Annotated in this window: 22 protein-coding genes; 8 read left to right on the forward strand and 14 right to left on the reverse strand. The window is 68.8% G+C overall.

Features of this window, described 5'->3' with window-relative positions; translation table 11 throughout:
- Window positions 1-13: 13 nt before the first annotated feature.
- Window positions 14-970 carry an electron transfer flavoprotein subunit alpha/FixB family protein gene (locus OHA10_RS38935; protein WP_371403790.1) on the reverse strand — a complete coding sequence of 319 codons (957 nt, stop codon included), beginning with the start codon at window positions 968-970 and terminating at the stop codon, window positions 14-16.
- Window positions 971-987: 17 nt separating this feature from the next.
- Window positions 988-1,770 (reverse strand): electron transfer flavoprotein subunit beta/FixA family protein, encoded by a 783-nt coding sequence (locus OHA10_RS38940; protein ID WP_363877887.1) that lies wholly within the window; start codon window positions 1,768-1,770, stop codon window positions 988-990.
- 129 nt (window positions 1,771-1,899) lie between these two features.
- Here OHA10_RS38940 and OHA10_RS38945 point away from each other — a divergent pair, with 129 nt between their 5' ends.
- Window positions 1,900-2,628, forward strand: coding sequence for a methyltransferase domain-containing protein (locus OHA10_RS38945; RefSeq protein WP_371403791.1), 729 nt, complete (start codon window positions 1,900-1,902; stop codon window positions 2,626-2,628).
- Here the strand turns inward: OHA10_RS38945 and OHA10_RS38950 are convergent.
- The 6 genes from OHA10_RS38950 to OHA10_RS38975 all read right to left on the reverse strand — a co-directional run bounded on the left by OHA10_RS38950 (window position 2,615) and on the right by OHA10_RS38975 (window position 8,650).
- Window positions 2,615-3,835 (reverse strand): hypothetical protein, encoded by a 1,221-nt coding sequence (locus tag OHA10_RS38950; protein ID WP_371403792.1) that lies wholly within the window; start codon window positions 3,833-3,835, stop codon window positions 2,615-2,617. The genes OHA10_RS38945 and OHA10_RS38950 overlap by 14 nt on opposite strands.
- Window position 3,836: 1 nt before the next feature.
- Complete coding sequence (locus tag OHA10_RS38955; RefSeq protein ID WP_371403793.1) at window positions 3,837-4,763, reverse strand: acyltransferase; 927 nt, start codon at window positions 4,761-4,763, stop codon at window positions 3,837-3,839.
- Between the two features lie 9 nt (window positions 4,764-4,772).
- Window positions 4,773-5,717, reverse strand: a complete 945-nt coding sequence (locus tag OHA10_RS38960) for a class I SAM-dependent methyltransferase (RefSeq protein ID WP_371403794.1) — start codon at window positions 5,715-5,717, stop codon at window positions 4,773-4,775.
- Window positions 5,717-6,496, reverse strand: a complete 780-nt coding sequence (locus OHA10_RS38965; protein ID WP_371403795.1) for an enoyl-CoA hydratase/isomerase family protein — start codon at window positions 6,494-6,496, stop codon at window positions 5,717-5,719. The genes OHA10_RS38960 and OHA10_RS38965 overlap by 1 nt, the downstream gene beginning before the upstream one ends.
- A 91-nt stretch (window positions 6,497-6,587) precedes the next feature.
- Window positions 6,588-7,631: a Gfo/Idh/MocA family protein gene (locus tag OHA10_RS38970; protein ID WP_371403796.1), complete on the reverse strand. Its 1,044-nt coding sequence runs from the start codon at window positions 7,629-7,631 to the stop codon at window positions 6,588-6,590.
- Window positions 7,628-8,650: a Gfo/Idh/MocA family protein gene (locus tag OHA10_RS38975; RefSeq protein WP_371403797.1), complete on the reverse strand. Its 1,023-nt coding sequence runs from the start codon at window positions 8,648-8,650 to the stop codon at window positions 7,628-7,630. Before OHA10_RS38975 ends, OHA10_RS38970 begins: the two co-directional genes overlap by 4 nt.
- A gap of 205 nt (window positions 8,651-8,855) precedes the next feature.
- On the opposite strand from OHA10_RS38975, the gene glgX reads away from it, so the two are divergent.
- Window positions 8,856-10,883, forward strand: coding sequence for a glycogen debranching protein GlgX (gene glgX, locus OHA10_RS38980; RefSeq protein WP_371408041.1), 2,028 nt, complete (start codon window positions 8,856-8,858; stop codon window positions 10,881-10,883).
- On the opposite strand, the gene OHA10_RS38985 is transcribed toward glgX, so the two are convergent.
- Window positions 10,880-15,160 carry a BTAD domain-containing putative transcriptional regulator gene (locus OHA10_RS38985; protein WP_371403798.1) on the reverse strand — a complete coding sequence of 1,427 codons (4,281 nt, stop codon included), beginning with the start codon at window positions 15,158-15,160 and terminating at the stop codon, window positions 10,880-10,882. The genes glgX and OHA10_RS38985 overlap by 4 nt on opposite strands.
- 174 nt (window positions 15,161-15,334) lie before the next feature.
- Between OHA10_RS38985 and OHA10_RS38990 the strand changes: the two genes are divergently transcribed.
- Together OHA10_RS38990 and OHA10_RS38995 are read left to right on the forward strand one after the other, a co-directional pair.
- On the forward strand, window positions 15,335-15,703 hold the full coding sequence (locus OHA10_RS38990) for a hypothetical protein (RefSeq protein WP_371403799.1): 369 nt from the start codon (window positions 15,335-15,337) through the stop codon (window positions 15,701-15,703).
- A gap of 109 nt (window positions 15,704-15,812) precedes the next feature.
- Entirely contained in the window at window positions 15,813-16,580 is a 768-nt protein-coding gene (locus OHA10_RS38995; protein ID WP_371403800.1) for an SGNH/GDSL hydrolase family protein, read from the forward strand.
- Here OHA10_RS38995 and OHA10_RS39000 read toward each other — a convergent pair.
- Window positions 16,577-17,014 (reverse strand): PadR family transcriptional regulator, encoded by a 438-nt coding sequence (locus tag OHA10_RS39000; protein ID WP_371403801.1) that lies wholly within the window; start codon window positions 17,012-17,014, stop codon window positions 16,577-16,579. The two genes, OHA10_RS38995 and OHA10_RS39000, sit on opposite strands and share 4 nt — an antisense overlap.
- Complete coding sequence (locus tag OHA10_RS39005; RefSeq protein WP_371403802.1) at window positions 17,014-17,166, reverse strand: hypothetical protein; 153 nt, start codon at window positions 17,164-17,166, stop codon at window positions 17,014-17,016. Before OHA10_RS39005 ends, OHA10_RS39000 begins: the two co-directional genes overlap by 1 nt.
- A 207-nt stretch (window positions 17,167-17,373) precedes the next feature.
- On the opposite strand from OHA10_RS39005, the gene OHA10_RS39010 reads away from it, so the two are divergent.
- The 3 genes from OHA10_RS39010 (at window position 17,374) to OHA10_RS39020 (ending at window position 19,516) form a co-directional block, all read left to right on the forward strand.
- Window positions 17,374-17,760, forward strand: a complete 387-nt coding sequence (locus OHA10_RS39010; RefSeq protein WP_371403803.1) for a hypothetical protein — start codon at window positions 17,374-17,376, stop codon at window positions 17,758-17,760.
- Between the two features lie 74 nt (window positions 17,761-17,834).
- Window positions 17,835-18,659, forward strand: a complete 825-nt coding sequence (locus OHA10_RS39015) for a MerR family transcriptional regulator (protein WP_371403804.1) — start codon at window positions 17,835-17,837, stop codon at window positions 18,657-18,659.
- Window positions 18,659-19,516, forward strand: coding sequence for a transglutaminase domain-containing protein (locus OHA10_RS39020; protein WP_371403805.1), 858 nt, complete (start codon window positions 18,659-18,661; stop codon window positions 19,514-19,516). Before OHA10_RS39015 ends, OHA10_RS39020 begins: the two co-directional genes overlap by 1 nt.
- Here the strand turns inward: OHA10_RS39020 and OHA10_RS39025 are convergent.
- A complete protein-coding gene (locus OHA10_RS39025) occupies window positions 19,509-20,369 on the reverse strand; it encodes an alpha/beta fold hydrolase (RefSeq protein WP_371403806.1) in 861 nt (286 codons plus the stop codon). The two genes, OHA10_RS39020 and OHA10_RS39025, sit on opposite strands and share 8 nt — an antisense overlap.
- Window positions 20,370-20,386: 17 nt before the next feature.
- Window positions 20,387-20,986 carry a TetR/AcrR family transcriptional regulator gene (locus tag OHA10_RS39030; protein ID WP_371403807.1) on the reverse strand — a complete coding sequence of 200 codons (600 nt, stop codon included), beginning with the start codon at window positions 20,984-20,986 and terminating at the stop codon, window positions 20,387-20,389.
- Between the two features lie 50 nt (window positions 20,987-21,036).
- Here OHA10_RS39030 and OHA10_RS39035 point away from each other — a divergent pair, with 50 nt between their 5' ends.
- A complete protein-coding gene (locus OHA10_RS39035; RefSeq protein WP_371403808.1) occupies window positions 21,037-22,485 on the forward strand; it encodes an MFS transporter in 1,449 nt (482 codons plus the stop codon).
- Window positions 22,486-22,545: 60 nt separating this feature from the next.
- Here OHA10_RS39035 and glgP read toward each other — a convergent pair whose 3' ends face one another.
- Window positions 22,546-25,134 carry an alpha-glucan family phosphorylase gene (gene glgP, locus OHA10_RS39040; RefSeq protein ID WP_371403809.1) on the reverse strand — a complete coding sequence of 863 codons (2,589 nt, stop codon included), beginning with the start codon at window positions 25,132-25,134 and terminating at the stop codon, window positions 22,546-22,548.
- Between the last annotated feature and the right edge of the window lie 55 nt (window positions 25,135-25,189).

The following is a 25,189-nucleotide window of genomic DNA, read 5'->3' on the forward strand; positions in this document are numbered from 1 at the left end:
GCCTAGCGCGGGATCAGGACTTGCGCTTGGTGACTTCTTCGGTGGCGGTCGGGAGGACCTTGTGCAGGTCGCCGACGACGCCGAAGTCGACCAGCTCGAAGATCGGTGCCTCGGGGTCCTTGTTCACCGCGACGATCGTCTTCGAGGTCTGCATACCGGCGCGGTGCTGGATCGCACCCGAGATGCCGGCCGCGACATACAGCTGCGGCGACACCGTCTTGCCGGTCTGACCGACCTGGTACGCATGCGGGTACCAACCCGAGTCGACCGCCGCACGCGACGCACCGACCGCCGCGCCGAGCGAGTCGGCGAACGCCTCGACCGGACCGAAGTCACCACCTGTACCGCGACCACCGGACACGATGATCGCCGCCTCGGTCAGCTCCGGACGACCCGTCGCCTCCCGCGGCTTGGACTCGGTGATCCGCGCCGTCTTCGCCGCGTCGGAGATCGACACGTCGAACTCCTCCACCTCCGGCGAGGTCGCCCCGTCACCAATGGCCTCCGGGGTGGCGGCATTCGGCTTCACCGTGATGATCGGCGTCCCGTGCGTGATCTTCGACTTGACCGTGTAGTTGCCCGCGAACACCGACTGCGTGGTGACGGGACCTTCCTGCACGTCAACCGCATCGGTGATCAGACCCGACTCGAGCTTGACCGCCAGCCGGGCCGCGATCTCCTTGCCCTCGGCGTTCGACGAGATCAGGATCGCCGACGGCTCGACCTTCGCCGCGACCTGCTGCAGCGCCTCGGCCTTCGGCGCGACGAGGTACTGCGAGAGCTCCGGGTTCGTCAGCGCGATCACCTTCGTCGCGCCGTACTGCCCAAGCGCCGGGAGTGCGTCCTGCACGCCCTCACCGATGAACACCGCGACCGGCTCACCGAGACGGCGGGCGATGGTGAGGAGCTCGGCGGTCGTCTTGCGGACCTTGCCCGCGGCGTGGTCAACCAGAACCAGAACGTTCGACATAACTAAGACCCCGCTCCTCAGAGGAACTTGTTCGTGGACAGGAACTCGACCAGTTCGGCGGCGCCGCTGCCGTCCTCGTCGGTGACGATCGTGCCGGCGCTCCGCGGCGGACGGGCGGTCACCTCGACCACCTCGGTCCATGCCGACGAACCGCCGACCTGGTCGGCAGTCAGCTCCAGATCGGCCAGCGACCAGGTCTCGACCGGCTTCTTCTTCGCGGCCATGATCCCCTTGAACGACGGGTACCGCGGCTCGTTCGCCTGGTCGGAGACCGACAGCACCAGCGGCAGCGTGCCCTCGATCGTCTCGCTCGCGGTGTCGCCGTCGCGGCGGATCCGGACGGTCTGCCCGTCGACGGTCACCTCCGAGCCCAGCGTCACCGCGGGCAGCCCGAGCCGCTCCGACACCATCGCCGGGACCACGCCCATACCGCCGTCGGTCGAACCCATCCCGAACACGACCAGGTCGGCCTCGAGCTTGGCCAGCGCCTTCGACAGGATCAGCGAGGTCGCGACCGCGTCCGAACCGTGGATCGCGTCGTCGACCACGTGCACGCCGGCGTCGGCGCCCATCTGCAGGCCCTTCTTCACCGCGTCGGCAGCCTGCTCCGGACCGACGGTGAGAATCGTCACCTCACCGTCCCCGGACTCCTTCACGGTCAATGCGGTCTCGACGGCATACTCGTCCAGCTCGGACAACAGCCCGTCGACACCGGCACGATCCACCGTGTTGTCCTCGGAGCGGAAGCGGCGGTCCGCCGTGGCATCCGGCACGAACTTCGCGCAGACGACGATCTTCATAGCGTGTGGGACCCCTTCTGGTTAACGGTCTCTCCCAAGCCTGCCACGGATGTTACTCGCGAGAAACATACGCTGCATGCGAGTCCCATCACAGTCCGGCCATCGGCCTGACTCAGTAGTCTGACTCGGGTGACCGAGACGTTACCGCTCACCGGCGAGAGGACCGCACCCGGGATCTGGCACGAGAACTACTGGTTCGCGCGCCACGACGCGGCCTATCGCTGGATCACGGCCCGATTGCCGATCGAGCGGACCGGCCGGATCCTCGACGCCGGCTGCGGCGAGGGCTACGGCGCGGAGCTGCTCCGCCTGGCGGGCGCGGACTCCGTGACCGGTCTCGACTATGAACATACGACGTTGCGCCACGTCGGCCGGGTTTATCCACAGACCAATGTCGTCCAGGGCAATCTCGTCCAGACGCCGTTCGCGGACGGCGCGTTCGGCTTCCTCACCTCGATGCAGACGATCGAGCACCTGTGGGAGCAGCCGCGGTTCATCGCGGAGTGCGCGCGCATCCTCGCGCCGGGCGGGACGGTCGTCCTGAGTACGCCGAACCGCCTGACCTTCCCGAGCGGGAACTGGTACCACACACATGAACTGACCGCCGCCGAGTTCGTCGAACTGCTCGAGCCGTACTTCGAGATCACGCACGCGCTCGGACTCCACCACGGCGAACGGCTGACGTCCTGGGAGACGCAGTACGGCTCGTGTGTGGATGCTCAGCTCGCCGCCGAGCACGACCAGTGGGACGACAACCTGGCTGAACTCGTGCGGAGTACGACGTACACAGACTTCGAGATCCGCCCAGGCGACCTGGACGGATCTCTCGATCTGATCCTGGTGGCTACGGCCGGATGATGCGTTCGACGATCTTGCCGGCGATCAGGTAGACCAGCGCCGCGATACCCCAGTTGACCAGCAGGGTGTTCTTCGCGGTCTCCAGCCGGAACAGATCCTTGAACGGGCCGACCAGATCGTGACCGCGCTCGAGGATCCAGCGCACGATCTCGTTGCTCTGGTTGGTCTGGTCCAGCGCGGTGAACAGCGCGCCGAGCGCCAGTACGGCAGCCGCGAGCACCGCGATCAGCCAGATCAGCGAGGCGATCAGGTTGCGCAGCTTCCGTACGCCGGAGCCGACCGAGGAGAGCGCCTGCTTGCCCTTGCCGGAACCCGACGATCCGGACGAGCCGCCGCGGGCCGTCGGCGGTTTGTTGCCTGAGGCACCGGTCGGGCCGGCGGGCTTCGCACCCGGCCTGGCCCCGGCTGCCGAAGCCGCAGTCCCGGTCGCGGCACCAGTCGCGGCACCAGTCGTGGAACCGGTCGTGGAACCGGTCGTGGGCTCGGCGGCCGGCTGTTCAGGTGCGGCATCCTCCGAGGCGGCCGCACCTGACGAGGCCTCGGCCGCCGCCTTCTCCCGCGCACGCTGTTCCGCCACGATCTCCGCCGCGGTCTTCGGGCGAGCCGTCTTGGTCGCGGTCGCCGCACCCGAGCCGCTCGCCGCGCCCGCTCCACCGGTCGCGTCAGTGCTCGCGTCGCTGCCCACGCCGGAAGCCGTGTCGGCGTCCTTGCCCGGCGTCGCGCCGGCCGTGCCCTTCTCGTCCTGCGTACCCACGTCGTCCATCTCCTCAGCCGGGGTCCGTTCCTCGTCCGTGGCCACCGTGCCGGTGGTCACCTCGGTCGCTGCGACCGGCGGTCTCCTACGCCGGCTGACCGGGACCGGGCGCGGCGACAGCCGGCGGCGGGCGCCCGCTACCGGTGCCGGTGCCGCTGTGCTGCCATCCGTTGCCTGTGCTTCGGTGTTCATCCGTCCGTTCACGCCCATGTCTGGTTCGTTCGTTTCAAGCACTGGTTCCAACGTAGCGCCGGCAGGTGCTGACTGCCCTCCGCCGAGCGGCACTGCGACGATCGGCTCTGGGACGATCGGCTCTGGGACGATCGGCGCGACGACCGGCACCGGGTCGACCGCGCGCGTCCTGGCCTGCGTGATCGAGCCGTCGGCCGCGGCCTGGTCGAGCAGCGACCGGGCAGCCGGATCGGCCGGATCGATCGCAGCCGGATCCGCCACGCTACTTCTCCTCTCCGACGCTCAACCGGTCGTGGGCGTCCGACCGGACGTGGGGGCCATAGTGCCCGACTGGTGAGTAACTTGAGAACCCCTCACGGTTCTCTTTTTCACCACCTGCTTCTACCTCATCACCACCCGCATCCGCCGCCGCGACGCTCCGAGGAGCCTCCGGCAGGTTTTCCGGAGCGGTCTCCGGAGCGTTGTCAGGAGCCGCCGGGTCCTCGGGAACGGCCTTCGCAGGGGTCGGGACCGCGCCGGCCCGGAGTTGAGCGCTGGTCCGGTCGTTGGCCGCGGCCAGGCCGGCCAGGTACTTGCGCCGTTCGGCGCCGGCGGTGAAGCGGGCCGTCCGGTCGGCTACCACGGCAGCCGGGATCCCGACGGCCACGGCGTACGCCGGGATGTTGCCGCGGGCAACGCTGTTGGCGCCGATCACCGTGCCGCGGCCGATGTCGGCGCCGCGGGTGACCGTCACCTTCGTGGCCAGCCAGCAGTCCGGGCCGATGCGGACCGGCGACTTCACCAGGCCCTGGTCCTTGATCGGCAGGTCGAGATCCTCGGTCTTGTGGTCGAAGTCGCAGATGTAGGTCCAGTCCGCGATCAGCGTGGACGCGCCGATCTCCACGTCCAGGTAGCAGTTGACCGTGACATCGCGGGCGAACACGACCTTGTCGCCGATCCGCAACGTCCCCTCGTGCGCCCGCAACCGGGTCTCGTCACCGAGGTGCACCCACTTGCCGAGGATGATCCGGCCGTGACCGCGCCGCGCCACGATCTCCAGGTGCTTGCCCAGGAAAACGAAACCCTCGGTGATCACCTGCGGGTGGCGCAGCTTGAACCAGGCGAACCGCCAGTAGCGCTTGAGGTAGTACGGCGTCCACGCCCGATGGCGCACCACCCAGCGCAGATTCGCCACGGACAGCAACCGCATCAACACACCTTACTGCGCTACCCCGGTGATGGAGACGTTGTAGTAGAGCTCGTCCGGAACAACCGAGGACAGCACCTTGTCCACCTTCGACAACTGCAGCCACGACTTGTACGCGAACATCCGCCAGCCGAACCCGAGCCTCTGCTCAGGTACGGCGGCCTCGAACGTCCGGATCGGCCAGCCGACCCACGCCGCGAGCAGCTCCTCGGTCACCGTCTTGACCTGCGCCGCACCGGCCCGCGTCGCCATCCGCGCCAGCGTGTCCGGGTCGAACGTGTGCAGATCGACGACGGCCTCCAAAGCAGCCGCCCGGGACGACTCGTCCAGCTCCTCCTGCGGCCGACGCCAATGCGCCAGCGCGGGCAGCTTGGTCACGTTCGTCGTCGCCCACCAGGTGAAGCGGGACAGTCGCCGCGCAACGAAATCGCCGTACCGCGTGGGCTCGCCGCAGATCACGAACCGGCCGCCCGGCTTGAGCACACGCAGCATCTCGCGGAACGCCAGCTCCACGTCCGGGATGTGGTGGATCACCGCGTGCCCGATGACGAGATCGAACGTGTCGTCGTCGTACGGCAGCTTCTCCGCGTCCGCGACCCGGCCCTCGATCGCGAACCCGAGCGTCTTCGCGTTCTTCTTCGCCGCCTCGACCATGCCCGGCGAGAGGTCGGTGACATGTGCCTCGTCGAGCACGCCGGCCAGCTTCAGGTTCAGCGTGAAGAAGCCCGTACCGGCGCCGATCTCGAGCGACTTCCCGTACGGCCAGCCGCGTGCGCCGGCGACCGCGGTGAAGCGGTCGCGGGCGTAGTCGACGCAGCGTTCGTCGTACGAGATCGACCACTTCTCGTCGTACGTCGAGGCTTCCCAGTCGTGGTAGAGCACCTGGGCGAGCTTGTTGTCGTTCCAGGCCGCTTCGATGTCCTCGGCGGACGCGGCGGGCTTCGAAGTAGCAGACATCACTTTCCCTTGAACTCAGCTTTGCCGGGACCGTTCTCGACGAAGGACTTCATGCCGATCCCACGGTCCTCGGTGGCGAACAGCGCGGCGAACTGCTGCCGCTCGATCTCCAGGCCGGTGGCCAGGTCGACGCCCAGTCCGGAGTCGATCGATTCCTTGGCCGCGCGGAGTGCCATCGCGGCTCCGCGCGAGAACTGCGACGCCCAGGCAACCGCTTCTTCGTAGACGGAAGCGGCCGGGACGACCTTGTCGACCAGACCGATCGCCAGCGACTCGGCGGCGTCGACGAAGCGACCGGTGTAGATCAGGTCCTTGGCCTTGGACGGGCCGACCAGGCGGGACAGGCGCTGCGTACCGCCGGCGCCCGGGATGATGCCGAGCAGGATCTCCGGCTGGCCGAGCTTGGCGTCGTCGGCGGCGATCCGGTAGTCGGCGCAGAGCGCGAGCTCGCAACCGCCGCCGAGCGCGTATCCGGTGATCGCGGCAACGGTCGGCTTCGGGATCGCGGCGACCGCGGAGAGAGAGGATTGCAACGGACCGGAGCGCTTGGCCATGTCGGCGTACGACATGTCGGCCATCTCCTTGATGTCCGCGCCGGCCGCGAACACCCGCTCGCCGCCGTAGATGACTACGGCCCGTACGGCGTCGTCCTCGGCGGCCGCGGTGGCAGCAGCCCGGATCTCCTCCTGGACCTGGACGTTCAGTGCGTTCATCTTGGGCCGATCCAGCCGGATCGTCCCGACCCCATCACTCACGGTCAGGTTGACGAACTCACCCATAACCCAGCTCCTAACGGTTCCCGGGGACTACCCATCGGTCACATCCCCGGGAACCGTACCGGACCACAGCAAGCGGGTGTACTACGGGCTGCTAAAGATCGACTGCTTGGCCGGACGCCGCGGAGCGGCGGGCGGCGTCGACGATCTTCAGGGTGCGAAGGCCTACGGCGCCGTCTGGTTGGGGTACGACGGCAGGCGGCTGACCGGTGACCGCAGGGCCGGACGTGCGGACCGCATCCAGGAAGGTGTCGACCATGGCGGCGTCCAGGTTGCCGCCGATTCCCAGGAACACCTCACCGGAGGCATCCGTGCCGCCGACGTGCGGGAGGAACGGCTCGATCTCCACCGAGCCGTTGGTGCCGGTGACCTGCAGCGAGACGCCGCCCCAGGTCGGGCCGTTGTCCGGGACGCTCCAGGAGAAGTCGATGGTTGCCAGCAGCCCGTTGTCGTAGTTGATCGTCACCAGACCGCCGGTCTCCACCTCCACCCCCTTGTCCTGATGCAGGATCCGGTTCGACGCGGCGTACACGCGGGTGGCGGACGCACCGCCGGTCAGGCCGTCGATCAGGTCCGCGCAGTGCACGGTGTGGTCGACCATCGCTCCCCCACCGGCCTGCTTGGCGTCGACGAACCACTGGCGCGCGGCATACGGGATCTTGCCGTTGTTCGTCCCGAGTACGGCGAACACGTCGCCGAGCCGACCGGCCTCGACGTTCGCCCGCAGCTGCAGGTACGACGGCGCGAACCGGACCGGGTACGCGACCATCAGGATCACACCCGCCGCCTCGCACGCGGCGAGCATCGCCTCTCCGTCGGCGACCTCGGTGGCCAGCGGCTTCTCACAGAGCACGTGTGCACCAACCGAGGCAGCCCGCTCGACCAGTGCGCGGTGGCCGGCGTTCTCGGACGTCACGATGACGGCGTCGGGTCCCCAGTCGAACAGTTCGTCGTACGTGTCGACGTACGGGATGCCGAACAGCTTGGCGAGTTCAGCGCCCCGCGGACCTTCGTCGGGTGCGGATGCACCGTCGGGGTCGGCGGACAGTACTTCGACGTCCGGCATCGCAGCCAGCAGATGCGCGTACGACCCGGCGTGGACGTGGGCAAACGAAGCCAGAGCAACCTTCAGGGTCATGCCACTGCTCCACTCGAGACGAAGGTCTTCATGTCGATCGGCTGGCCGGACTCCATCGACGCACGCGCCGCCTCGGCCAGATAGACGGCGGTCGCGCCGTCGGACGCCAGCACCCGCGGCTCCGGTCCACCGCGCAGCGCGATGGCCAGCTCACGCAGTTGCGTGAGGTAAGGGCTCTCCCCCAGCGTCGACGCCGGGATCAGCAGGTCGCCGCCGGCACCGCCGTCCTGCAGCTCCTCCTTGTAGCCCGTGTCGCCGGCCGACGTGAACTTCAGTACGCCGGTCGACCCTGCCACCTGGAACCCGGTCTGGAACGTCGTACCCGTCGCACCCCAGGTCGCCCGGCAGTGGCTGATCGCCCCACTCTCGTGAGTGAGCGTGACATGCGCCGCGACGTTGACCGGGCTGATGCCGTCGACAGTCGGCGGGTTCTGTACGGCGTACACCGTGGTGACCTCGCCGCACAGCCAGCGTGCCTGGTCGAGGTCGTGCACCATCAGGTCCATGATCACGCCGCCGGAGTGGGCCACGTCGCGGTACCAGCCGGCGCCGGCGGGCGAGGACGCCTGCCGGTAGAACCGCGCCACCGCTACCTCACCGATCCGTCCGGCCTGGATCGCGTCGTACGCCGCCTTGTACTCCGGGAAGAACCGCACCACGTGCGCCGGGTACAACCGAACGCCGGCTGCCCGCGCCGCGTCGATCACCTCGTGCGAGTCGGCCGCGGTGAGCGTCAGCGGCTTCTCGCAGATCACGTTCTTGCCCGCCTTGATCGCGGCCAGCGTGATCTCCTTGTGCGTCGCCGACGGTGTGACGATGTCGACGAACTCGGCCTCGGCCAGGCAACCGTCCAGCGACGCCGCGACCTCCAGCCCGTACTGCTCCGACAGGTCCTCGGCGCCCTCCAGCGAGTGCACCACGACCCGGGCCCCGAGGGCCTTCCACGCAGCCACGTGCACATGGCTGATGTTGCCCGCACCGATCAGACCCACGGTCAGACCGGCAAGCTCTTCCGACATGAGATCCCCTACAACCCTGTGGGTAAATTAGTAACGGTCCCTGCGTATCACTGCGCACAGGCGTTCGCAACCACCGTCTCACGAACACAAGTACCTCACTATCGAGAACTCACCCCGAACTGTGCAGAATGTGCCGGTGAAAGAAGCGACCGCCGCCCCGAGTGCTTCCGGCCCGAGCGCCGGCACTGGTCCGCGTCCGGGCGCAGTGGTCCAGACCGATGGGACCACCTTCACGCTGTGGGCCCCGGCCGCGGAACGGGTCGAGCTGGCCCTGATCGCGGACGACGGCAGCCAGCGGAACCTGGACCTCAGCCACACCGGTGAGTTCTGGACCGGGTTCGTGCCCGGTGTCGGCGCCGGCCAGCGGTACGGGTACCGCGTGCACGGTCCGTTCGACCCGTCGCACGGGCTGCGCTTCAACCCGTCCAAGCTGCTGCTCGACCCGTACGCGCGGGCCGTCGACGGCTCGCTGGACTTCTCCAGTCCGCTGATCTACGACTCGTCCGACGGCGATTCGGCCGGCCACGTCCCGGTCGGGGTCGTCGTCGCGGACTCCGATCCGCCGCCTCCGATCAGCAGACCGGTGCACTGGGGCGAGACGGTCATCTACGAGCTGCACACGAAGGGCTTCACGAAGCGGCATCCCGACGTACCTGAGCATCAGCAGGGCACGTACGCCGGGCTCGCGCATCCGTCGGTGATCCGGTACCTGACCGATCTCGGCGTGACGTCGGTGGAGTTGCTGCCGATCCACCACTTCCTGACCGAGCCGTCGATCGCCGCGCGCGGCCTGCCGAACTACTGGGGCTACAACAGCCTCGGTTTCTTCGCGCCGCATGCGCCGTACTCGTCGTCCGGTTCGCGCGGTGAGCAGGTCGCCGAGTTCAAGGCGATGGTCGCCGCGTTCCATGCCGCGGGTATCGAGGTGATCCTCGACGTGGTCTACAACCACACCGCCGAGGGCGGGTTCGACGGGCCGACGCTGAGCTTCCGCGGTATCGACAACCGCGCGTACTACCGGCTCGCGCACGGGGCCGCGATGTACGACGTGACCGGCACCGGCAACTCGGTCGACACCTCGCACCCGCAGGTACGGCGGCTGGTGATGGACTCGCTGCGCTACTGGGTCGAGGAGATGGGCGTCGACGGGTTCCGGTTCGACCTCGCCGTGACGCTGGTGCGGAACGAGCGGCACGAGGTCGACATCCCGGGGCACCCGTTCCTCGCCGAGGTCGCGGCCGACCCGGTGCTCGGCCGGGTCAAGCTGATCGCCGAGCCGTGGGACGTCGGCCCGTTCGGCTACCAGGTCGGCAACTTCGGCCCGCCGTGGTCGGAGTGGAACGGTAAATTCCGCGACAGCGTCCGCGACGTCTGGCGCAACACCTCCGACGGCGTCAAGGACCTCGCCTACCGGCTGTCCGGGTCGAGCGATCTGTACGGCGACGACGGGCGGTACCCGTACGCGTCGATCAACTTCGTCACCGCGCACGACGGGTTCACCCTGCGGGACCTGGTCAGCTACGACCACAAGCACAACGAGGCGAACCGCGAGGACAACCGCGACGGCACCGACGACAACCGCTCCTGGAACTGCGGCGTCGAGGGCGAGACCGACGACCGGCGCGTGATCGCGTTACGCAAACGCCAGATGGCGAACCTGATGTCGACGCTGATCCTGTCCACCGGCGTACCGATGATCACCGCCGGCGACGAGTGCGGCCGCACGCAGCACGGCAACAACAACGCCTACTGCCAGGACAACGAGATCTCCTGGTTCGACTGGTCGCTGCCCGCGGCATGGTCCGACCAACTCGAGCTGACCAAGCAGCTGATCGCACTGCGGTCCGCGCACCCCGCCCTGCGCCAGTGGCACTACTTCTCCGGCGGGCCCGTCGTCCCGGGCGGCCGCAAGGACCTGTCCTGGATCGCCCCGCACGGCGGCGAGATGACCGACGCCGACTGGTTCGACGGCAACCTCCGCACCATCGGCATGTTCCTGGCCGGCGACGCCCTGCGAGCCACCGACGCCGAAGGCAACGCCCTCACCGACAGCTCGTTCCTCCTCGCCCTCAACGCCACCCCGCAAACCCAGCCCGTCGTCGTCCCCGACGCCTCCTGGGCCCCCGCCTACGAGGTAGTCCTCGACACCAGCCACAGCATGGTCACCGAAGTAGAAGCCGGCGCCACCGTCCCTCTCGCCCCTCGCTGCCTGGTCCTACTGCGCGCCCTCTAACACGTCTTCACGTACGGCCGCTCACCGAAGTTCTCCCGCCATTCCGGCTCGGTCAGATCACGCCCGGCCATCCGGCAGGCCAGCTCGATCGTGTGCGCGAGCCGGGTGTCCCAGTGATAGACGCCGTCGTCGTACGTCGCGATCACGACGGTATGGCCGTCCGGGAGGAAGTCGGCAGTCGCCAACTGTTGGTTCGGCGTCATGATCGTGCCGAGCAGCGAGGCGGTCTTGCCGTCGAAGAGCGCGACACCGCCGTCCCACCCCGATGAGACCAGCAGCGCGCTGTCCGGCGAGAAGGCGATCCCGTTGACCAGGCCCTGGTGGACGGTCCGCGGCGCGGAGACATTCTCGCCCGTGGTGGGATCGACGATCAGCACGTCTCCCTTCTCGTTGCCGACCGCGACCCGGCTTCCGTCCGGGGCGAAGGCGGCGATGCTCGGGAAGCTCATCGGGAACTTCCCTCGCCGGACCACGCGGCCCGCCACCAGGTCGACCACAGCCCAACGGTCGGACGGCACGTCGAGCCAGTTCGAGATGTGGCGGCCTCCGATGACCAGGAACGCGGACCGGTTGTCCGGGCTCGCCGACAACCAGGCGATCGGTGCACCGACCTGAACCGGCTTGCTCACCGGCCGGAGCGTGGCGCTGTCCAGGAGCGTTGCGAGGCCGGACTCGTCACCGACGACCAATCGGCTGCCGTCGCCGCCGCTGTAGTCGAGGTCCTGGATCTTGGCAGCCGTGACCTTGCGCTGGACCGCCAGGCGACCGGTCCGGGCGTCCTCGACGAAGACCGTTCCGGCCGCGTTGCCGAGAGCGAACCGGTCTCCGCCGGGGTTCCAGGTACCGCAACTGTTCGTCGTCTCACCGAGGTGGCTCGCGTCGAACCGGACGACCTTTCCGGTGCCGGCGTTGACGAAGCCTCCGGCCGGCGGCCCCGGATCCAGGTAGGCGGCATCGAAGTCGAGCAGCCGGAAGTAGCTGCTACCGCCGGGTGCGATGAAGCGGCATCCATAGGCGAACCCGGGCGGAGCCGTTTGCTCACTCAGGAGCCGGTTGCTGCCGGTCAGGTCCCAACTCCGCAACGCGCCGTCGCCTGCCGAGGTGTACAGCTTGTCGTCGCGCGGGCTGAAGGCGGCGGTCAAGGAATCGCGTTCGGCGATCGGTATCGTCTCCCGCGACGCCCCGCCGGCGGTGTCCCACACGACGAACCGATAGTCGGCTCCGACCGACACCAGCGACTTTCCGTCATGGGAGAAATGGACATTGAGGGGATTCGCCCCGTGTCCGTCCATCCGGCGCACGGTCGCGCCGGTCGCCGCGTTCACCAGCAGGACGACGTCGTAATCGGACCCCGAGGTGTCCCTCGCCTCTCCTCCGAACGCCAGGGTCTTTCCGTCCGGAGCGACATCGGCCTGGATGAAGACGGAGTTCGGATCCGACCACAGCTGCTTGCCGCTGGCAACGTCGTACGCCGCGGCCGGCTTGCTCAGATAGAGCCGGTCGCCGGCGGGACTGAGCACCGCGTCCTGAACGGACGCGGCCGGCAGCGGGATGACTCGCCGTACGGACGGCTCGCGGCCCGGAGTGACGTCCCAGACGAAGACTGCACCGCTGCTGAAATCTTTCGTCACGCCGTTGCCGTAGTAGTGCAGCATTGCGACGAGGGAGCGACCGTCGTGGTTGTAGGTGACATGCGTCGCGCGGGCGGGTGTCTTGGTGAACCCGGGCAGGTGGCGACCGCTCGGCTTCAACGTCGTGGGATCGAGTAACACCACTGGCTCGGTGCTCGGGGGCGGGGTTCCGACCGCGAGTTCGCGGTCGCCCGGGCTGAGACCGATCGGATCCAGGTAGTCCAGATGGTCCGCACCGCTCGACCGGTTCGGCGGCTTGTACGACGCGAGCGGCTCGCCGGTGGTCAGGTCATAGCTGAGGACATGGCCGTTCGCGGCAAAGATGTACGCTCGCCGGCCGTCTGCACTCACCTCGAGACCGTACGAATCCACCCGCTCGGTCACGATCGAACTCATCAGCTGCGGGTGTTTTGCCATCGTGGCCAGGAGGTTCGAGCGGGACTCCGGTGAGTCGTGCATACGGACGGCGGCCACAGCAAGCAGCAGCGAGGTGTCGATATCGGTCTCGACGACGGCCTTCGCACCTGCTCGGCCGGCTGCCGCGACGGTTGCGGACTGTTCCGCCGCCACTGCCTGGTGGTCGGCACGGCGGGCCTGGACGGTCGCGAGGAATCCGGCGATGAGCGCGCCGACCAGGAGTACGGCGGCCATGCTCAGCGCCGCGCGCAGACGCCGGTTGATCCGGATCTCCTGGCGGGCGCGGGTCTCGGCCGCCCGTAGTTCCGCGTCGGCGAGCCGTTCGCTCGCGGTGAGGAAGTCTCGTTCGGTGGCGGTCAGGTCGGGAGCTGCCTGGTCTCGCCACTGCACCGCCTTGGCGAGACGGACGCCTCGATAGAGCTCGCTGTCGGGGCGGCCAAGCGATTGCCAGGAGTCGGCGACCTGGGTCAGGTGGTGGAAGATCTGCTGGCCTTCCAAGTCGTCCTCGAGCCAGCCGCGGAGTCGTGGCCAGGCTCGGGCGAGCGCCTCATGGGCCAGTTCGACGACCCCGTCGTCGCTCGTGACCAGCCGGGAGCTGATCAGCAGGTCGATGAGCGCTTCCGACTCCGGGCCGGTGATGACCGTTCGCCGCGGGAGCCGGCTGCGCACCGGTTGCCCGTCCGGGCCTGGGGTGACCAGGCGCAGCAGGAGCGCCCGCAGCACCGGCCGCTGATGCGGAGTGACCTGCGCATAGACCTGTTCGGCGGACTGCGCGACGGCCCCTTGGATGCCGCCGGACGCGCGGTAGCCCGCAACCGTCAGAGTGCGGCCTTCGCGGCGCTGCCAGGTCTCCGCCAGGACGTGGGACATCAACGGCAGCGCCCCCGGCTGGCCTGCGACCTCACCGACCAGCAGGTCGACCAACCCCGGTTCGACGACCAGGGACGCGAAGCGCGCGGGCTCGGTGATCGCTGCACGCAGTTCGGTCTCGGTCATGCCGGTGAGCAGGTGCAGCCCGCTCTCGATGACCCGGGCAAATCCCGGATGGGCGGCAATGTCCGCGAGCCGATCCGCACGGAAGGAAAGGATCAGCGATGCTTGGGTGACGTGCTCGGTCAGCCTGGCGAGGAACGCGGTCCGCTCAGCCTCGTCGCGGCAGACCGAGAACACCTCCTCGCACTGATCGACGACGAGCGTGGGCAGCGGTCCGGTGCCGGGCAGCGCGGCGGCCAATGCGGCCATCGGATGGAGTCCTGGCGCGATGGTGACGACCTGGCCGCCGTCGCGTCGCAAGGTTGCGGCGACTCCGGCCCGGATCAGCGAGGACTTGCCACACCCCGAAGGACCGACAACGGCGACGATCGAGTGGTCCGACAGCCTTCGCAGCCCCGCCGCGATCTCCGCCGCGCGGCCGAAGAACAGTTCGGCGTCGTCGACGTCGTACGGCTTCAGGCCTTGGTAAGGACAGGTCGCACTCGGTTCCGGCAGTGCAGCCGGTCCGAGCAGCGCCGGGTCCTGGCGCAGGATGGCCTGCTCCAGCGCGTCGATCTCCGGACTGGGGTCGAGTCCGAGCTCCCGGCCGAGCACCGTCCGCAGCCGTCGGAGTGTCTCCAGCGCCTCACCCTGCCGGCCGGTCTGGTACTGCGCCGTCGCCAGCAGAGCCCATCTCCGTTCGCGCAGTGGCGCCTCCGCGGTCAGCACCTGTGCCTTGGCCAGCACGCCGTCCTGACCACCAGAACGCAACGACGACTCGACGTACATCTCCTCCGCGACCTGCCGTAGCTCGGTCAGCCGGGCAGCCTCGATCCGGGCGGTGTCCCACTCTGCGACCTCGTCGAACGGCGTGCCGCGCCAGAGCGTCAGTACGTCGGACAGCACCACGGCAGCACGCTCTGCCTCACCAGCAGCAAGCAGTACGCCGGCCCGGTCGACCGCTCGCTCGAAGCGCTGGCTGTCGAGTTGGTCGTGCGGGATCGTCAGCCGGTAACCGTCACCTGATGTCTCGATCGAATGGCTGCCTAGGAGCTTGCGCAATCGGACGACGCAGCCCTGGATGACCTTGGCCGCCGAGGCGGGCGGTCGTTCTCCCCACAAAACGTCAGCGAGAACCCCAGCGCTGACAACCTCCCCCGGGTGCACTGCGAGAGCGGCCAGGACGATCCGCTCGCGTCGTGCGAGGTTCTTCCACTCCCCCTCGATGGTTAGTGGGCCGAGTACGGCGATACCCACTCTTCGACACTCCACCCGCTGCGGGCAGGCGTCAAGCGCACCGGTTGCCGGCTGATACCGGGCTGATACCGGCGTCCGCCGGGGCGATACCGGTGCGCGGGACAACGGATCCGAACCTCGAGGCGCAACCGGACCACCGACCACGGAGGTCCCGCCGGAAGAGGAGAGGAAACGATGAACACGAAGCACGCAGGTCGCTCGAAGCACAACATGACCAGCCGACTCAGCCGGCTGGCCGCGGGTGGAGCGCTCGTCGCCGCCGCCCTGACCACGGTGGCTCCGGCGATGGCATACCAGCCGCGGGATCCCGCTCCGCCCGGATCGCATGTGCCCACGGAGGACCCCGGGACACCGACCGTTCCGACGCTGCCGCCCGCGCCGACACCGGAGCCTCTGCCACCACAGCCGCCGGCCTCTGCAGAGGTCACCGACTCGGTCGACCTCAGCTCGGCCGGTCTCGGAGCCCTGGCCGGTATCGCGCTCGCCGGCGCGGGGCTCGGCGTCACGTTGGGAATCCAGCGTCGCCGCGACCACTCCGCATGAACCGGACAGCCGGCCGGGCCCCTTGCCGGGGCCCGGCCGGCTCTCCGAGGTCGTTAACCTTTCGCCTGTACATTCTTCGGTCACCTGCTGTTCATCTCTGGGGGGACCGATGTTTCTGCTGCAGCGCGGGCGTGAGCGGACGACTCCTATCGGGGCGCTGCATCACGCGATCATGCGGTGGGGAGAGGCTGAGCGGACCAGTTCGCGGCTCGCGATCCAGCGGTGGGTGGACGGGGTGGCGTACGTCGACGTGCAGGCGCGGACGTTTGCGGAGTACTGGAACCGGCAGAACTCGGCGGCCCTGTCAGCTGACGGGCCGCTCTGGGTGGTGCTGGGTGACTCGACCGCGCAGGGGCTGGGCGCGTCGTCGCCGCTGCACGGGTACGTCGGGCAGGTGCTGAATGCACTGCGCCGGAAGGGCACGCCGTGGCGGGTACTCAACCTGTCGCGGTCCGGAGCGCAGACGCGGCATGTGTTGGACGACCAACTGCCGCTGCTGGACGGACTGGCGCCTGCACTCGTCACCTGTGGCATCGGCAGCAACGACATCCTTGCGACCCCACCCAAGCGGCTACGGGATCACCTCCGCCAGGTGATCGACCGGCTGCCCTCATCGTCGGTCGTGATGGACCTGACCGTTCCGGACCGACTCTGGCGAGTCGGTGGAGCAGTCAGTCCGTACGTCGCCGGCATCAACCAGCTGATCAGCAACACGGCCACATCCCGCGGACTGCCCGTCGCCGAGGTCTCCCGCTACGCCCGGCCGCCATGGCGCGGCATGCTCGCGCCGGACGCCTTCCACCCGAACAACCTGGGCTACCGCCGCCACGCCGACGCCCTCCTCGCCGCACTACCGGCCGGCGTGCTGAAGCCTTAGGCCTCTGGGTCCTTCGGTGGTTCGGGGATGAGCGGGGCGTCCGCCAGCAGCAGGTAGAGCGCGCGGCGCGCCTCGGCCAGGATCTTGGCGGCGGCGGTGCGTTGCTCTTCAGAGCCAGTGCGGGCGACCTGTCGCGTGGCGGAGGCCAGCTCGTCGAGCAGTCCGCGGAGGTCGGCGCCGGCACCGGTGCTTGCGAACGGCGCGAACGGGTCGATGGACGTCTCGCGGCGGCCTTCGACGTACTCGCGACCGGCGCCGGTGAGCGTGACGAGCTTGCGGCCGGCTTCCGCGGTCACGGTGACCAGGCCCTCGTCCTCGAGTTGGTTGATGGTCGGGTAGATCGCGCCGGGGCTGGGGGTCCAGCGCCCGTCGCTGCGGTCGGCGATGGCCTGCATCAACTGGTAGCCGTGCATCGGCTCCTCGGCAAGCAGCATCAGGACAGCCGCTCGGACATCGCCGCGCGGGGCCCGGCCGCGACCACGGCCTGAGCCGCGTCGGGGCCCACGTTCGCCACGCTCACTGCGCTCGCCACGTTCGCCTCGTTCACCGCGTCCGCGGTGCCCACCATGCCCACTATGCCCACCATGCATGGGCATGCCTTCTCCCATCCGCGGTCCACCGCGGCGGGGGTGATGGTGGCCGCCTCGGCGGCGGCCCCGGATCTCGTTGGGGGTGTTCATAATATCCTCCTCGATATTGTTCATGACACTAACGATATATCGTTACTGTCTTCAACACAACCCCTCCCCGAAACTCGGTTGCGGGCGGACCCCGGCGTACCGAGCGTGGGGAGATGGACACCTTCGAGGAACTGATGGGTGAAGTGCTGTCGACCGCCGAGCGGTTCGGCCACAAGGAGCACGTGCGGCTGACCTGGCTCGCCGTACGGCGGTGTGGGACGGCCGGAGCGGTCGACTTGGTCAGCAACGGGATCCAGCAGACGGCGCGGTACGCGGGCGCGCCGCAGAAGTACAACGCGACGGTGAGCCGGGCTTGGGTCGAGCTGACGGCGTACCACATGAACGAGGCGCCCGATGAGAGCTTCGACGAGCTTGTAGAGCGCAGCCCGGGTCTGCTCGACAAGCGCCTGCTGACGCACTTCTACGAGCCGCGGACGCTGGCGTCGCAGGCCGCACGTTCAGGGTGGGTCGAGCCCGATGTGAGGCCGTTCCCGGTGTGACACCCCACAACCGCTACGAGCGAAGCGAGTGGCGGTCTTTACCTTGCCCTTAGGGCAGAGGGTTTGATGATCGTGTGTTGACGATCAGTGAGTTCGGGAAGCGGGCCGGGCTTTCGCACAAGGCCTTGCGGCTGTACGACGTGTCCGGGCTGCTCGCGCCCGCTCAGGTCGACCCGGCCAACGGTTACCGCTTCTACGACGAGGCGCAGCTGGAGCGGGCTCGGCGGATCAGTGTGCTGCGGCAGTTGGACATGCCGCTGACCACGATCGCCGAAGTACTGGCGGGATCCGACGAGGAGGGCTTGATCCGGCTCGATCGCTGGTGGGCCGCCGAGGAGGCAACCACGGAAGCCCGCCGGGCGACGCTGCAGTACCTGCGCGACCGCCTGTCCCGATCCGGTACGCCGGGACTCGCGCCGCGACCGGTCCTGACCCGCGACGTACCGGCGACCAAGATCGCGTCGATCCGCGCCGACACCGATCAGCAGCTGCTGGTCGGCGTCATCGTGACGTGCACCGACGAGATCCTGTCGTACCTGCGCGCGGCCGGGGCGAGCGCAACCACCGGGTCGTGGGTGATCTACCACGGCGCGGTGACGCCGGAGGGCGCGGCGACGGTCGAGGTGTGCGTGCCGTTCGACGGCCTCGTGGACCCGACCGGCCGGATCGCGATCCGGGTCGAGCCGGCGCACCGGGAGGCGTACTGCACGATCACGATGAACGAGTGCGCGTACCCGCGGATCATGCTCGCCTACGACCTCGTGACGGACTGGGTCCGGGCCACCGGCGTACCCGAGGCGGGTCCGCCACGTGAGGTGTACCTCCCGGACTGCCACCTGATCCCCCGCGACGAACCGGCCGTCGACATCGCTCTGCCCATTCTCGAGAGGAACGCCTGATGGACTACAAGACCCAGAGCCGGTTCAGCGACCCCGGCGACCACGCCGGACTGTTCGACGCGCTGCCGGACGACATCCCCGGAATCGCCGCGGTGGTTCGCAACCTGCTGATCCACTACCGGGGCGGCGGCATCGAGTTCACCGGCGAACGCCTCGCCGAGATCGACAACCGCTGGGTGGCGGCGATCCTCGCCACGGACCAGAAGCGCAACGGTACGGCGCTCACCGAGCCCCGGGAGCCCGTCGATCGCGTCGTCGGGTGCTGCCGCGACTACACGCTGACGTTCGTGTCCGTACTGCGGCACAAGGGGATCCCGGCGCGCAGCCGGATCGGGTTCGCGGACTACTTCGCGCAGGGGTTCAACCCCGACCACGTGGTCGCGGAGTACTGGAACGGCGACCGCTGGGTGATGATCGACGCGCAGCTCGACCCGGCCGAAGACCGTCCGTTCGACGTGCAGGACATGCCGAGCGGGCCGTTCCGGTCGGCCGCCGAGGTCTGGCTCGGGATCCGCGCCGGGGACCTTGACCCTGAGCTCTTCGGTGTCGACCCCGGATCGCCGATCGGCGGCGCGTGGTTCGTGCGGAACTACGTGCACTATCAACTCGCACACCTGAACGGCGACGAGCTGCTGCTCTGGGACAACTGGGGTGCGATGTCGGACCGGCTCGACGGCGCCGATGTCGACCTGACCGACCGGATCGCGCGACTGATGGTTGCCTCCGACAACGGAGACGAGACCGCGACGAAGGAGGTCGACGAGCTCTACCGCACCGATCCCGAGCTGACCTTCGCCGGCCGGTCGTTCATCACCTCTCCCACCGGCGCGCCGTTCGCGTGGGTGGACGTCAGCTGACGAGGTCCGCGACGACCTGGTCGATGCTGTTCAGCAGGGAGAGATGGCCTTCGCCCGGCAGGAAGTGGAACGTGCAGCCCGAGACGTGCGCGGCCAGCCAGTGGCCGTGGTCCGCGGGAACCATGCGGTCCTGATCGCCCTGCCAGATCGCCACCGGCGTGGTGATCTGGTCCAGGCGGAAGCCCCAGTCCTTCACGAACGCCAGGTCGTCGTCCCGCCAGCCGGCGATGCTCTCGGCAACGGAACGCCGCGACGAGGCCGCGAGCCAGTCCAGGATCGGACCGGTCATCGCGGCCTTGTCGACGTCGGAGACCAGATCGCCGAACGCGGCCGCCAGGTCTTCCGGCTCAGCACCAGCCAGCGCGCTCGACTGCTCCTCGAGCAGCGGTTCGAGGGCATCGCGGCCCTCGAACGCGGCGCCGAACTCGGCCAGGTTCTCCTCGCCCATGCCGACCATGAAGTCGAGCCCGTCAACGTTGGCCGGTCCCACGCCGGCCACCGAGGCCGCCGCGATGCAGCGCCCGGGGAGGAGCGCCGCGCACGCCAATGAATGCGGTCCCCCGCCGGACATGCCGATGCTGTAGAAGCGGTCGGCGCCGATCGCGTCGAGCAGGCCGGCGGTGTCGGCGGCCACATCGGCGATCGAACGACCAGGGTGCGGCGTCGACGCGCCGTACCCGGCCCGGCCGGGGCTGACCAGCCGCAGCCCGTGCCGCTCGGCCGCCTCCGCGAGCGGCGCGAATCGGACCGCCGCACCCGGAGTGCCGTGATGGAACACGAGCGGTACGCCGTCCGCCGGCCCTTCGATCAAGTACTCCAATTTGCGGCCGTCGGCCAGCTGCACGAACTCCATGCCGGAAGCGTAGCCCGCTAGCCGATCCCGTTGCGGAGAGCGTCGAACATCCGGTCCAGCCGGGCGCGATGGTCAGTTGCCACCTCGGCCGGCGCATCTCCGGCGGTGATGCGCCGAGCCGTACCCACAAGGACGCTGGTGTAGCCGGCGATGAAGAACGCGGCCAGGAGCTCTGGGTCGCCGTCGAAGTCCGGGTCGCGGGCGAGCTCTTCACTCAGGACCTGCTGGAGCTCGGCCGCGATCTCCCGCGACCGGGCGATCAACGCCGGCGAGGCCGCGACGGTCCGGTAGAACGGGACGGATCCGTCCTTGACCCCGGAGAGCGCGTGTTGCTCGTCGAGGAGACGGACGGTTGCCTGCTGCAAGGACGTCAGTACGTCGGTGGTGCGGTCGCGCACGGCGGAACGCAGTACCTCGACGGCATCGTCGGTGCGGTCGAGGAGCAGGTCCTCCTTGCGCGGGAAGTGCTTGAAGACGGTCACGCTCGAGACACCGGCCGCGCGCGCGACCTCGGCGACCGTGACCCCGTCGAACCCGTGCTCCAGGAACAGCTGCGTCGCGACGTCCGAGATCCGGGCCCGCGTCTGCGGTCCGCCTCGCGCATCGGTTCTGGGCATCGCGACCTCACTCTCTTGTGTCACTAAGCTTAGTCAGATAACCTAGTGGTATGACCTCCACACCGACAACCGTCATAGCAGCTCACCGGCCCCACTCGCTGCGAGACGCGTGGGTGGCGCTGGCCGGACTGTCCGCGGTGTTCCTGTTCGAGATGCTCGACAACTCGATCCTGAACGTCGCGCTGCCCACGATCGGGCGCGAACTGCACGCCTCGACGACCGCGCTGCAGTGGGTGACGGGCGCGTACGCCGTGGTGTTCGGCGGGCTGATGCTGGCGTTCGGGGCGATCGCCGACCGGTTCGGGCGCCGGCGGATCATGCTGATCGGGCTGGCTCTGCTCGGCGTCGCGAGTCTCGCGACTGCGTTCGTGTCCAACGTGGAGCAGTTGATCGCCGTACGGGTCGCGATGGGTGTGGCCGCTGCGATGACGACGCCGGGGTCGCTCGCGTTGTCGTTCCGGCTGTTCGAGGAGGACGAACTGCGCGTCCGGGCGACGACGCTGATCTCGACCGTGGGGCTGGTCGGGCTGGCGGTCGGTCCGACGGCGGGTGGGTTCGTGCTCGCGATCGCGCCGTGGCAGGTCCTGCTGCTGGTGAACGTGCCGATCGCCGTACTCGCTCTTGTCGGTGTGCGTCTCGGCATCACGGCGGATGTCGCGGAAGAGCTGCACCGCGATCCGATCGACATCGCCGGCGCGGTGTTGGGTACGGCGGCGATCGTGCTCGCGCTGGTCGCGCCGACGCTGTTCGTCAACGAGGGGGCTCGGTCGTGGTCTGCGTGGATGACGACGGCCGGTGCTGTTGCTGGGGCTGTTCTGTTCTACCTGCGCGAGCGGTCGGCTCGCTACCCGCTCCTCGATCCCAAACTCGTCGCCCATCCGCTGGTCTCCAGCGGACTCGCATTCAAGGCTGCTGCCGGGCTCGCAACCGCCGGCCTCGGCTACCTCGTCACGCTGCAACTGCAGCTCGACTGGGGCTGGTCCCCCGCGCTGGCCGCGATCGGCATGCTTCCCCAGGTGGTAGTCCTCGTCGCCGGCGGCGCACTGATCGGCCCGTTCGTACGACGCGTCGGCCTCGGGCGGGCTGCGTGGATCAGCGCTGCCGCTGTGGTGCTCGGTCTCGCCGTCTACGGCTCACTGAACCGCTTCGGCTACCTCTGGGTCGCGGTCGCTTTGGTGCTGGTCGCCGCCGGCATGCGCGTCGTCGGAGTAGTTGCCGGAGTCAACGTCCTCCGAGGCCTACCCGAAAACCGCACCACAATCGGCGCCGCGCTCACCGACACCGCCACCGAAGTAACCTCCGCCGCCGGCATAGCCGTCACCGGCACCCTCCTGGCCCTCATCTTCACCGGCCCCATCACCACCCCACACTGGACCACTCACCAAACCACCCAGTTCCACCAAGCAACCACCACCGCAGCCCTGACCCTCACCGCCCTCGCCGCGGCATTAGTTGCCTACGGCATCATCCGCACCCGAGGCACGGCGGCGCGCGGCTGACAAACAAACAACCCCGCCTGGTGAGGCAGGCGGGGCCGTGTCTGTTGTGTTGTTGTGGGGTCAGAACTCGGAGCCGGCCGGGAGGTCCGGGGTGGAGGGGTCGTCGGGGTCGGACGGGCCGGCGGCGAGGCCGAGTTCGGCGACTGAGGCGAGGCCGGCGTGGTTCGGGACGACGCGGACCGTGTAGCCGAACGGACCGGTGCGGTCCAGTTTCAGTTCGCCCTCGTAGCGGTGGCGGTTGCCCTCGTACGTCTCGGCCAGCGACAGCGATGCCCGGACCGGGTCCGTGATCTCGTCGTTGGCGTCGACGCGACCGTGCATCACCTCGACGCAGATGTCAGCAGGCGCCAGATCACCAAGTGCGGCGAACGCCCGGATCCCGACCGTCGTGCCGAGCTGCGGCACATCGCCGAGACCCTGCAGCTCCACGTGGTCGACGCGGATCTGCGGCCAGGCCGCGACCACCTTCTGCTTCCACGCGGCGAGCTCGCGCGCACCGTCGTACGTCGAGTTCAGCGAACGCGACGACTGCGCGGCCGGCACGTACAACTGCTCGACGTAGTCCCGCACCATCCGGGTCGCGAGCACCTTCGGGCCGAGCTCCTTGATGGTGTGCCGGAGCATCTCGATCCAGCGGCCGGGGACCTCACCGTCGTAGAAGCGCGGCGCGACCTGCTTCTCGATGATGTCGTACAGCGCGTGCGCCTCGAGGTCGTCGCGGCGCTCGGTGTCCTCGATGCCTTCGGCGGACGGGATCGCCCAGCCGAACTCGTCGTCGTACCACTCGTCCCACCAGCCGTCGCGGATCGAGAGGTTCAGCGCGCCGTTCAGCGCCGCCTTCATCCCCGACGTACCGCAGGCCTCGTACGGACGCAGCGGGTTGTTCAGCCAGACGTCGCAGCCCGGGTACATCGGCTGCGCCAGCGCGATGTCGTAGTCCGGCACGAACACGATCCGGTGCCGCACCTCCGGGTCGTCGGCGAAGCGGACCATCTCCTGGATCAGCTTCTTGCCGCCCTCGTCGTGCGGGTGCGCCTTGCCGGCGATCACGATCTGCACCGGCCGCTGCGGGTGCAGCAGCAGCGACTTCAGCCGGGCCGGGTCACGCAGCATCAGCGTCAGCCGCTTGTACGACGGAACGCGGCGCGCGAAGCCCATCGTCAGGACGTCGGGGTCGAGGATCGAGTCGACCCAGCCGAGCTCGGCCTCGCTCGCACCGCGGTTGATCCAGGACTGCCGGACCCGCGACCGGGTGTCGTCGATGAACCGCTGCCGGAGCAGCCGCTTCGTCTCCCAGATCTGCGCGTCGGTGGTCTTGTCGAGGCCGTCGAAGATGTCCTGGTCGGCGGTGTAGTTCGCGTAGGTGAGGTCGTGGATCTCACGCGCGACCCAGGTCGGGGCATGGACGCCGTTGGTGATCGACGTGATCGGCACGTCGGTCGAGTCGAAGCTCGGCCACAGCCCGGAGAACATCCCGCGGCTGACGACGCCGTGCAGCTTCGACACACCGTTGGCCCGCTGCGCCAGCCGCAGACCCATGATCGCCATGTTGAACAGCGCCGGGTCGCCGCCCTCGAAGTCCTCGGCGCCGAGCTCGAGGATCCGGTCGATCGGCACCTCGGGACCGAACACGTCGGCCGAGAAGTGCTGCTGGATCAGCTCGACCGGGAACCGGTCGATACCGGCCGGGACCGGCGTGTGGGTGGTGAACACGGTGCCGCCGCGGTTGACCTCGAGCGCGGTGTCGAAGTCGAGGTCCTTCTCGGCCGCGAGCTCACGGATCCGCTCGACACCGAGGAAGCCGGCGTGGCCCTCGTTGGTGTGGAACACCTCGGGCGCCGCGTGACCGGTGATCCGGCAGTACGTACGGACCGCGCGGACACCGCCGACGCCGAGCAGCAGTTCCTGGAGCAGACGGTGCTCGGTCGAACCGCCGTACAGCCGGTCGGTCACCTCGCGCTCGGAGGGCTCGTTCTCCTCGATGTCGGAGTCGAGCATCAGCAACGGGACACGGCCGACCTGGGCGACCCAGATCTGCGCGTGCAACTCGCGGTTGCCGGGGAGAGTCAGCGTCACAGTTGCCGGCGCGTCACCATCGCGCAGGAGGCTGATCGGCAGGCCGTCCGGGTCGACCAGCGGGTACCGCTCCTGCTGCCAGCCCTCACGGTTCAGCGACTGCGCGAAGTACCCGTGCCGGTACAGCAGGCCGACGCCGATCAGCGGTACGCCGAGGTCACTCGCCGCCTTCAGGTGATCACCGGCGAGGATGCCGAGACCGCCGGAGTACTGCGGGAGGACGTGGGTGATGCCGAACTCCGGGGAGAAGTAGGCCACCGCGTTCAGCGGGGATCCCGCGCTCTGGAACCACCGGTCCTCGGTCACATAGCTGTCCAGGTCGGCTACTGCCAGTTCCAGCCGACGCAGGAAAGCGTGGTCGTTGGCCAGCTCGTCGAGCCGGGCCGCCGGTACCTCACCGAGCAGCTTGACCGGGTCACCGCCGGTGGACCGCCACAACTGCGGGTCGACGGCCTCGAAGACGTCCTGCGTCTCCGGGTGCCAGGCCCAGCGGAGGTTGTTCACCAGGGTGCCCAGACCGGTCAGCGGCGCAGGCAGGACAGGGCGGACGGAAAATCGTCGTATCGCTCGCACCGGGACACCGTACCGGGCCGGGGTGCGCAAAACACCTTCGGGATGCATCGATCTT

This window comes from Kribbella sp. NBC_00662 (assembly GCF_041430295.1).
Taxonomy (GTDB): Bacteria; Actinomycetota; Actinomycetes; order Propionibacteriales; family Kribbellaceae; genus Kribbella.

Excerpts from the sequence above, each read along its gene's own strand:
- OHA10_RS38935 (WP_371403790.1), bottom strand. The coding sequence starts at position 970 with ATGTCGAACGTTCTGGTTCTGGTTGACCACGCCGCGGGCAAGGTCCGC.
- OHA10_RS38940 (WP_363877887.1), bottom strand. The coding sequence starts at position 1,770 with ATGAAGATCGTCGTCTGCGCGAAGTTCGTGCCGGATGCCACGGCGGAC.
- OHA10_RS38955 (WP_371403793.1), bottom strand. The coding sequence starts at position 4,763 with ATGCGGTTGCTGTCCGTGGCGAATCTGCGCTGGGTGGTGCGCCATCGG.
- OHA10_RS38960 (WP_371403794.1), bottom strand. The coding sequence starts at position 5,717 with ATGTCTGCTACTTCGAAGCCCGCCGCGTCCGCCGAGGACATCGAAGCG.
- OHA10_RS38965 (WP_371403795.1), bottom strand. The coding sequence starts at position 6,496 with ATGGGTGAGTTCGTCAACCTGACCGTGAGTGATGGGGTCGGGACGATC.
- OHA10_RS38970 (WP_371403796.1), bottom strand. The coding sequence starts at position 7,631 with ATGACCCTGAAGGTTGCTCTGGCTTCGTTTGCCCACGTCCACGCCGGG.
- OHA10_RS38975 (WP_371403797.1), bottom strand. The coding sequence starts at position 8,650 with ATGTCGGAAGAGCTTGCCGGTCTGACCGTGGGTCTGATCGGTGCGGGC.
- OHA10_RS38990 (WP_371403799.1), top strand. The coding sequence starts at position 15,335 with ATGAACACGAAGCACGCAGGTCGCTCGAAGCACAACATGACCAGCCGA.
- OHA10_RS38995 (WP_371403800.1), top strand. The coding sequence starts at position 15,813 with ATGTTTCTGCTGCAGCGCGGGCGTGAGCGGACGACTCCTATCGGGGCG.
- OHA10_RS39000 (WP_371403801.1), bottom strand. The coding sequence starts at position 17,014 with ATGCTGCTTGCCGAGGAGCCGATGCACGGCTACCAGTTGATGCAGGCC.
- OHA10_RS39005 (WP_371403802.1), bottom strand. The coding sequence starts at position 17,166 with ATGGTGGGCATAGTGGGCATGGTGGGCACCGCGGACGCGGTGAACGAG.
- OHA10_RS39010 (WP_371403803.1), top strand. The coding sequence starts at position 17,374 with ATGGACACCTTCGAGGAACTGATGGGTGAAGTGCTGTCGACCGCCGAG.
- OHA10_RS39020 (WP_371403805.1), top strand. The coding sequence starts at position 18,659 with ATGGACTACAAGACCCAGAGCCGGTTCAGCGACCCCGGCGACCACGCC.
- OHA10_RS39025 (WP_371403806.1), bottom strand. The coding sequence starts at position 20,369 with ATGGAGTTCGTGCAGCTGGCCGACGGCCGCAAATTGGAGTACTTGATC.
- OHA10_RS39030 (WP_371403807.1), bottom strand. The coding sequence starts at position 20,986 with ATGCCCAGAACCGATGCGCGAGGCGGACCGCAGACGCGGGCCCGGATC.
- OHA10_RS39035 (WP_371403808.1), top strand. The coding sequence starts at position 21,037 with ATGACCTCCACACCGACAACCGTCATAGCAGCTCACCGGCCCCACTCG.